The organism is Desulfobacula sp. (assembly GCF_021107415.1).
The window spans coordinates 1-9,412 of sequence record NZ_JAIOSW010000228.1 but is presented as its reverse complement, the minus strand read 5'-3'; the positions used below and the strand labels follow the sequence as shown (position 1 = coordinate 9,412).

6 protein-coding genes are annotated in these 9,412 nt (G+C 42.9%); 4 read left to right on the top strand and 2 right to left on the bottom strand.

Annotation, left to right across the window (positions count from 1 at the left end; translation table 11 throughout):
• Positions 1 to 1,314 (bottom strand): carbon monoxide dehydrogenase (locus K8S13_RS12475; protein ID WP_291462931.1); only part of this gene is annotated, 1,314 nt, incomplete at its 3' end.
• A gap of 127 nt (positions 1,315 to 1,441) precedes the next feature.
• Entirely contained in the window at positions 1,442 to 2,971 is a 1,530-nt protein-coding gene (locus tag K8S13_RS12470; protein ID WP_291462929.1) for an acetyl-CoA decarbonylase/synthase complex subunit delta, read from the bottom strand.
• 485 nt (positions 2,972 to 3,456) lie between these two features.
• Between K8S13_RS12470 and K8S13_RS12465 the strand changes: the two genes are divergently transcribed.
• From K8S13_RS12465 to K8S13_RS12450, 4 genes are all read left to right on the top strand, one after another.
• On the top strand, positions 3,457 to 5,232 hold the full coding sequence (locus K8S13_RS12465; RefSeq protein WP_291462928.1) for a formate--tetrahydrofolate ligase: 1,776 nt from the start codon (positions 3,457 to 3,459) through the stop codon (positions 5,230 to 5,232).
• Positions 5,233 to 5,249: 17 nt separating this feature from the next.
• Positions 5,250 to 6,137, top strand: coding sequence for a bifunctional methylenetetrahydrofolate dehydrogenase/methenyltetrahydrofolate cyclohydrolase FolD (folD, locus tag K8S13_RS12460; protein ID WP_291462926.1), 888 nt, complete (start codon positions 5,250 to 5,252; stop codon positions 6,135 to 6,137).
• A gap of 143 nt (positions 6,138 to 6,280) precedes the next feature.
• Positions 6,281 to 7,282: a cyclic nucleotide-binding domain-containing protein gene (locus K8S13_RS12455; protein WP_291462924.1), complete on the top strand. Its 1,002-nt coding sequence runs from the start codon at positions 6,281 to 6,283 to the stop codon at positions 7,280 to 7,282.
• A 28-nt stretch (positions 7,283 to 7,310) separates the two neighbouring features.
• Positions 7,311 to 9,412: acetate--CoA ligase family protein (locus K8S13_RS12450; protein WP_291462922.1), on the top strand; the 2,102-nt coding region annotated here is incomplete at its 3' end.

Sequence of the window (9,412 nt, the reverse complement as noted above, 5' to 3'; positions counted from 1 at the left end):
GGATTCAACACCAAAACCGGCCACGACAGGTGCTTTGTGCTTCGGAATCATAACCTCTGCACTGCGATTTTCAAAATTGTCAATGGCCAATTTAATGATCCGTTCGGCGTCTTCTACGGCATGGTGTTCGTCAAACTCGATATGAATAACGCTGTCCTGTTCCATCCTGGCGATGGGATGGGTGGTGATCACTTTGGTATGAAAGCATTCGGCTACATTGGCGATATTCTGCATAATGCACTGGATATCCACCACCATGGCATCGCATGCGCCGGTTATGATGGCAAGCTCCTGTTGCAGAAAGTTGCCGGCAATAGGTACTCCGTGGCGCTGGAGCATTTCATTGGCTGTACAACACATCCCTGAAAGCTGGATCCCGTTTGCGCCTTTTGACTTGGCATAATCAATCATCTCCTGCTTTTGCGCCACAGCAATGATCATTTCCGACAAAACAGGCTCATGGCCGTGAATAACGATATTTACATGATCTTCCTTCATAACGCCGAGGTTGGCCTCGGAATGAAGCGGATAAGGGGTTCCAAAGAGAATATCCTGCAGATCGGTGGCCAGCATGGAGCCGCCCCATCCGTCTGCAATGGCTGCACGGGTACCCTGTTTCATCAGGTTTTTATAATCCTGATCAACGCCCATATGGGTGCGGTGCATGATCTCAACGATCTCCCTGTCGATATTTCTTGGAAGGACACCCATTTTTTCCCAGAGTTCATAACGGGCTTTGGGTGCCTTTTTTACGCTCAGGACGTGCCCCTCTGGCTTGCCCCATTCGCCTAATGCAATTTCTGCAGTTTCAACTGCGATTTCATCCATGTCTCTGTCAAGCTCTTCTCCATCCACCTCAACGGTGGTGGCAACGCCAAGATACTTGGCAACTTCAAGGAGTTTATCAAAATCTTTAATCTCATAAGCATCTGTCTCTTTTCGTGCTACAGACAAAAAGACTTCTGCAACACCCCGCCCATGATCAGAGTGGGCTGCTGCGCCGCCGGCTATCATTCTTATAAAATTCCTTGCTGCGATAGTGTTGGCTGTTGCGCCGCAAAGGCCTTTTCTCGTGTCTTCTCCTTCAATCCCTGCTTTGGGAAGAGGGAGGCGACAGGGGCCCATGGAACAGTTTTTACAGCATGTGCCCTGCACGCCTATTGCGCATTGTTTCATTGTAAGGGCTCTGTCAAAAATCGTTTCAACCCCAAGCTCATGGGATCGTGCTATCATCTCCTGTGATGCTACATCTATGGAAGATGCAATTGGATCAGCCAGTTTCGGAGCTTTCACTTTTTTCTTTTCTTCTGCCATTAGAGGTTCCTCCTCATATTATTATGTTACTAAATTCATAATTTAAACTGCAATTAATTCTAAAAAAGCTTTAATATCTTCAAGCCTGCTCATTTATCAACACCAGGTTTGAAGAATTTCAGCTGCATTATCTTCTAATCTTTTTAAATTTAGACAGGCCGGCTTTCTGGGCTTTGGCTGCTGTCATTGTAACCTTTTTATCCTTGGGTGTGGCAGCTTTTGCCGCTCTTTCTTCCTGTTCTTTTGCTCTCTTTTGTCTTAAGGCCTGTTCTTCGTCTTCTCGTTTTGCAGCAGCATCTTTTGCAGCCTGTTTTTCAGCTTCTATTTTGGCTTTAGCATCTGCTTCTGCCTTGGCTTTTGCCTCTTCTTCCGCTTTTGCCTTTGCTTCAACCTCAGTTTTTGCCTTTGCTTCGGCATCTGCTTTTGCCTTGGCCTCAGCTTCTGCTTTGGCTTTTGCTTCTGCTTCCGGATCTGCTACAGGCGCTGCAACTGCTTCTTTTTTAGGCGCAGGAGCGGCTTTTGCCTCTTCCTTTTTAGGAGCCGGTGCTGCAGCAGCTTTGGGCGCTTCTTTTTTAGGCGCTGCTTTTTTAGCAGGCGCGGCTTTCTTTTTTTCTTCTTCAATGGTCAGGTCAACATCAGGAGAGAGAGCTGTAAAATCAATTTCTACGTCATCCATGCGTTTCTCAATGGCGGGTACATCCATGGCTGAACCACCGTCAGCGATAAGACCAATAAATGCCTTGGCCAGCTTGATGGATTCGGGGTGGCGCATGATCAATATGCTTGAACCGCCAAGCAGGTAGGATACCGCACCGACTGCTTCCATGAGAATGGCGCGTTTTTCAGGGTCCCCCATTTCAGGTGCCTCTTCAACCGTCTGTTTTGCTTCTTTGCATTTCCAGACTTCATTACCCAGGTTGTTGATCATGGGGTTCTGGAGTTTGTCATCCCCCTGGGTCATGGCAGCTTGTGACAGACGTTCCATAACAGAGTAGGAATACTCAAGCCCATAGCCAATGCCGCCTGTGGTGGGTTCAACAATTACTTTATCCAGAGGCATGCCAAGGTTTTCAAGAAGAATATTGACCTGTTTGGCAAGGTTGACATCAATGGGAGAAGAGGAGATGAGCGTGTGGCCATATCCCATGGCAGCAGCACCAATACCTTTGTGATTTTTTTCTTCAACAGGGCCGATGATCAGGTTGTCACCTTCACATACTTCACAGATTTTTTTCAATACTTCTTCATCCTTGGCAGGAACGGCACAGCCCCAGATAATCAGGGGAACATTGATGGCTCCCAGGACGTTTTTTACTATTGCCGCTGCTTCATCAGGGCCGGCGTCCTTGTCATTGGGGTCAATGCTTTTTAATTGCAGAACAATGGCCTGCGCGCCATAGTCGTCCACGCATTTTTTTGCCCATGCCGCCGGATCAGACAGAACGTCTTTAAATGGCGCCATGGCTGCTTCTGCCCAGTCTTCAGGTTCCATATCCCAGATTTCCATTGCAATAATGGGTTTGTTGGGCATTTCTCCTTCAAACTGGTAAAAAGGGTAACTTGTCTGGCCGCCGACGGTAAGGGCATTGTCACCTTTTCCTATGGTGATGCCTTTGATACTGCCGGCATAAGTTTCTTTGGTTATTTCAAATCCCACTTTTACCTCCTATATTAAAGATTGTGATGAGTTGGGGGGTTAAGATTAAACTGACAGGATGTCATCGGAAAAGGACAAATATAAAATGGAATAGCTAAATCAAACTCAGATAACACTAACTTGAAATATCTTTCCATCTAAGTGCCCTTATCATAATTTTAATTTATTGATAACAGGATATGATTTATAATCTGTGCGGTTTTTTGTCAATAGAGGAGTGAATTTAATGATTTTGAGAGAAAATTGCCCAAATCCCTTATAGCTCTAGGGTATCCTGAAAATTCGTCACAATGTAGTATATCGCTGAATGAAATTTAGTTAATAAATTCAAATCCTATAAGCGAAAAAAGTTGATTTTTTACTTTTTATTTAATAGGTAGATGAAGCAGTTAAGATTTTTATGGTCAAAATGTATCTATAGGTTTTATTATCACTTTTTTTTAAACGACTCATTTTTAGAGTCCACAGCAACAAAGGAGTAAACCATGGCACTAGATCCAACCAAACATCTGGACTGGGAAATTGCAGAAGACGCAGAAAAAACAATGCTTACAATCTATGAAATCGGTGAAAAACTGGGGCTTACCAAAGAAGAACTTCTTCCCCAGGGTCACTATATTGCCAAAATAGATTTCAGAGCAGTACTTGATCGTTTTAAAGATAAACCAGACGGCAAATACATCAATGTGACCGCTGTCACACCGACCCCCCTTGGTGAAGGCAAATCAACATCTGCAATGGGGCTTGTCCAGGGTCTTGGAAAAATCGGTAAAAATGTCTGTGCAGCCATTCGTCAGCCTTCAGGCGGGCCGACCATGAATATCAAGGGTTCTGCCGCTGGCGGCGGTCTGGCACAATGTATCCCTTTAACACCATTTTCTCTTGGATTTACAGGCGACATCAACGCCATCATGAATGCACACAACCTAGCAATGGTTGCTTTGACTTCCCGCATGCAGCATGAAAGAAATTATACGGATGAGCAGCTCAACAGACTGTCCGGCATGGAAAGAATCGACATTGATCCCACAAGAGTGGAAATGGGATGGATCATGGATTTTTGTGTCCAGGCGTTAAGAAATATCATCATCGGTATTGATGGCGTTAACGGCAAGGCCGACGGTTTTATGATGAAATCAAAATTCGGTATTGCGGTTTCTTCGGAAGTCATGGCGATTCTTGCTGTTGCCACAGACCTTAAAGACATGCGGGAAAGAATGGGTAAAATCGTTGTCGCATATACTAAAAAAGGAAAATCCGTTACCACGGAAGACCTCCAGGTAGCAGGTGCTATGACAGCATGGATGGTGGATGCATTGAATCCATCTCTAATACAGAGCCTTGAAGGCCAGCCCGTTATCGTGCATGCAGGGCCTTTTGCCAATATCGCCATTGGTCAGAGTTCAATTATTGCCGACAGAGTCGGTCTTAAGCTTGCTGATTACCATGTGACTGAATCAGGATTTGGTGCGGACATTGGGTTTGAAAAATTTTGGAATCTCAAGTGTCGTTTCTCCGGTCTCATTCCTGACTGTGCAGTTGTTGTTGCAACCATCCGTGCTCTTAAATGCCATGGTGGCGCTCCTGTTCCTGTTCCTGGCAAACCCATGCCTGAAGAGTATAATTCGGAAAATGTTGAGTGGGTTGCAGAAGGCTGTGCAAACCTTATCCATCATATTAGAAACGTCAGAAAAGCAGGTATTTCACCAGTTGTTTGTATCAATGCGTTTTATACTGATACAGATGCTGAAATTGCAAAAGTTCGTGAACTTTGTGAAGCTGAAGGTGCAAGAGTTGCTCTTTCCCGTCATTGGGAACATGGCGGTGACGGTGCCGTTGAGTTTGCTGAAGCTGTTGTTGCGGCTTGTGAAGAAAAAACAGAGTTCAAATTCCTCTATGAGCTTGATATGCCGGTTAAAGAGAGAATTGAACTGATTGCCAAGGAAGTTTATGGTGCAGACGGTGTTGACTATTCTGGAGAAGCAAATACAGCCCTTGCAAGAATTCAGGCAGACCCGGAACTTGCAAAACTTGGTATGTGTATGGTTAAAACTCATTTGTCCCTGTCTGATAATCCCGCACTTAAGGGTGTGCCCACAGGCTGGAGGCTGACCATAAGAGAAGTCCTTACCTATGGCGGCGCAGGATTCATCGTTCCGGTTGCAGGTGCTATCAGCCTGATGCCGGGTACCGGATCTAACCCAGCCTTTAAACGGGTTGATGTTGATGTGGAGACAGGCAAAGTACAGGGTGTATTCTAAATAATAGGAGAAAAAACATGACTGCTAAAATTATTAGCGGAACAGAGATAAGAAAGGCTATCCTCGCGGAGATCAAAGAGGAAGTCGATCAGATGAAAGAAAAACATGGCAAGGTGCCAGGACTTGTAACTATCCTTGTGGGATCAAGCCCGGCTTCCATCAGCTATGTTACCTTAAAGGTTAAAACGGCAATCAGTCTTGGATTTCATGAAATACAGGATGACCAGCCGGAAGATCTTTCAGAAGCAGATCTTCTGGCATTGATTGATAAATATAACAATGATCCCGATATTCACGGTATCCTGGTTCAGCTGCCCTTACCCAAACATATTGATGACAAAAAAGTACTCACTGCCATCAATCCGGATAAGGATGTTGATGCGTTTCATCCCGTCAATGTCGGACGTTTGATGATCGGTGGTGATGAAGCAAGATTCCTTCCCTGCACTCCGGCCGGTATCCAGGAAATGATCATAAGATCAGGCACTGAAACATCCGGCGCGGAAGTTGTTGTTGTGGGAAGATCCAATATTGTTGGTAAACCCATTGCAATGATGATGGCCCAGAAGGGTGAAGGTGCCAACAGTACCGTGACAATCGTTCATACACGGACTAAAGATCTTGCGTTTCATTGCAAACGGGCTGATATCCTTATTGTTGCCGCAGGTGTTCCTGATCTTGTAAAACCCGAATGGATAAAACCGGGCGCTACTGTAATAGATGTTGGTGTGAACAGGGTGGGAATGAATGAGAAAACAGGAAAAGCGATTCTTAAAGGTGATGTAGATTTTGACGCAGCCAAAGAGATTGCAGGAGCCATAACACCTGTTCCGGGCGGTGTAGGTCCTATGACCATTGCCATGCTCATGAAAAATACACTAAAATCAGCAAAATTGAGCCTTTAATATTTTTAATGACTTAGATTATTTGTAAGAATATAATAAAAACAGCCGGGATCGACTATAGTCGATCCCGGTTTTTTTTATTCATTTGATTTGTTTTGAGTTACAACATATTATATGCCTGATTTCATAAAGGGAGAAAAATCATGCCTTCTGAAGAAATTGCAAGACAAATCAATGAATTAATTGATCAAAATCAAAAAGAAAAGGCTGTAAAATTTATTTTTGAAATGATCGTTAAATATGCGAATTCAAAACAATTTAATAAAGCTGAGAAGCTTAGAGAGAAGTTGATTCAAGTAGATTCAATGGCTTTAAACGAGATTATTAATTCAGCAGAAATAATTGAGGTTGAAAAGTTAAAACTAATTGACCTTAATCATAAAAAAATATGGGCTGCCTTATATGATAGATTAACGAATGAAGAGGCCAATGCTTTTTATTTTGCTTTAAAGAAAGTCAGAATAATGCCGGCCAAAGAGATCATTCAACAGGGTAAATTAAATAATAAACTTTTTTTTATTGATCAGGGGATATTGAAAGTTGTTTATTCCAAGGAAGGTCATGAGTTATTTCTAAAAAACATTACCAAAGGGGAAACATCAGGGCAGTGTACTTTTTTTTCAATTAGTGTGGCCACGGCTTCGGTGATTTCCATGGAGCAGGTTAAGTTACATTTCCTTGAAAGAGAAAAATATTCCAGGCTCGTGGAAAAATTTGCAGGTTTTGACGGGAAACTGGAGCATTTTTGCAGAAAACTTGTTAAGCAGGAAATTGAAGATATTCTTAAAAAGAAAGAAATTGAACGGCGGTATCACAATCGGTATAAAGCCTCGGGGAAAGTTGCCATTTATATGTTAGATTCTAAAGGGCAGCCCAATAAAACTCCTTTTCATGGCATGCTTGAGAATTTATCAGAAGGAGGGCTTTCTTTCAGCATTATTAACTCAAATAGGGAAACAGCACGATCATATCTTGGCAGATTTGTATTATTGAAGATGATTTCTAATAAAACAGGATTGAAAGTGGCTGAAAAAGGAATAGTATTGAGTGTTTACAATAGATTGTTTAATAATTATTCAATCAGTTTAAAATTTATAAAGCCAATGTCCTTAATAAAAATGCAAGAATTTAGAGATGTTAATTAAGTGTTTTCATATTACCTAAGGAGGAAAAATGGATAAACTGGATGCAATATTTGCACCTGAAACTATAGCTGTTATTGGGGCGTCAACCCAAAAAGGAAAGGTTGGGCATGATATTTTTGCCAATATCCTGGCCGGAGGGTTTACAGGAACCCTATATCCGGTTAATCCAAAAGCAAAATCCGTATTAAGTGTAAAGTGTTATACCAGTATAGCAACTATTCCTGATCCCATTGATCTGGCTATGATTATTCTTCCCCCAAAAGCTGCTTTGCAGGCCGTAAAAGATTGTATTGCCAAGAGTGTCAAAGGGATAGTGATTGTCTCTGCCGGTTTTAAAGAGGTGGGAGGTGTTGGGGCTCAGATTGAAAAAGAGATGAAGGTGCTTTGTGCCGATGCAGGCGTCAGGTTGGTTGGACCTAATTGCCTGGGGGTGATCAATCCATCACCAAAAGTATCCCTGAATGCTTCCTTTTCAGCCCGAATGCCCACTCCCGGAAATGTTTCATTTATTTCTCAAAGTGGCGCACTTTGTACCGCAGTGCTTGATTATGCGGCAGACAAAGGGTTTGGTTTTTCAAAATTTATTTCAATCGGAAATAAGGCAGATGTGGATGAACTGGATTTATTAAGGTATTATCACAATGACCCTGATACAGATGTGGTCATGATATATATGGAAGAGCTTTCCCGGGGCGCAGAAGAATTTATTACAGAAGTCAGAGAAATGACTTCAGGAACCAACCCAACCCATGTGATTGCCATAAAATCAGGCTCTTCCGCTGCCGGTGCAAAGGCTGCTGCTTCTCATACAGGCGCCCTTGCAGGCTCTGATGCCTTGTATGATGCAATTTTTACCATGTCTGGAATTTTGCGGTGTGTATCGGTCAACCAATTATTTGATTATGCCCAGGCATTTGCTGCCAATAAATATCCCACCGGTGATAGGATTGCCATTATCACAAACGCAGGCGGACCCGGTATTATTGCAACAGACATGAGTGAACAATCCGGGTTGAAACTAGCCCAATTTTCAGAAGATACCATTAAAGAATTAAAAAAATACCTCCCTGCTACAGCCAATTTCCACAATCCTGTGGATGTAATCGGGGATGCGGCTAAGGACCGGTATGAAAATACATTGTCCACCGTATTAGCTGATCGAGGCGTGGATGCTGTTTTGATTATTTTAACGCCTCAATCCATGACCGATGCCATTGGCACGGCCGAAGCCATTGTTAATATTGCCAGGAACAGTATAAAACCAATTGTCTGCTCGTTTATGGGGGTTGTGGATGTGTCGGATGGCGTCAAGGTTTTGCAGAAACATAAAATACCGGTTTATCAGTTTCCCGAGAGTGCTGCCAGATCTTTAGGTGCCCTGAGAGAGGGAATGAAATGGCTTTTCAGAAAAATTTTACCACAGTATAAATTGGAATATGACACGGCTAAAGCAAAGCAGATTATTGATAGATATTTAAAAGAAGGCAGACTGGTCCTGGGTGAACTGGATGGAAATGAAATCCTCAGATGTTATGGATTCAATACCTTGCCCATGGCCTTGTCTAAAGATAAGACACAGGCCTGCAAAATTGCGGAAAAGATTGGATACCCGGTTGTCATGAAGATTGTCTCTCCTGATATTTTGCATAAAACAGATGCCGGTGGTGTTGTTGTGGGGCTTGAAGATAGTAAGGGTGTAAAAGAAGCATTTGAAACAATTATGAAAAAAGCCAAAGCCTATAACCCTGATGCACAAATAGAGGGTGTTCTGATTCAGAAACTGGCCCCAAAAGGTAAGGAAGTTATTTTGGGATTATCAAAAGATCCGGTTTTCGGGCATGCTGTCATGTTTGGATTGGGCGGTATATTTGTTGAGGTCTATAAAGATGTTGCCTTCAGGTTATCACCCATGGGCAGAAATGTTGCCAGAAGAATGATTAAAAGTATCAAGGGGTATCCGATCTTTAAAGGAATGCGAGGAGAGAAACCATCGGATATTGAAACCGTAGAAAAACATATTGTTTCACTCAAAGCCATGGCAGATAACCATCCCATGATAAAAGAACTGGATATTAATCCCTTGTTTGTACACGAGGAAGGGGAAGGTACAACGGTTGCAGATATTATTAT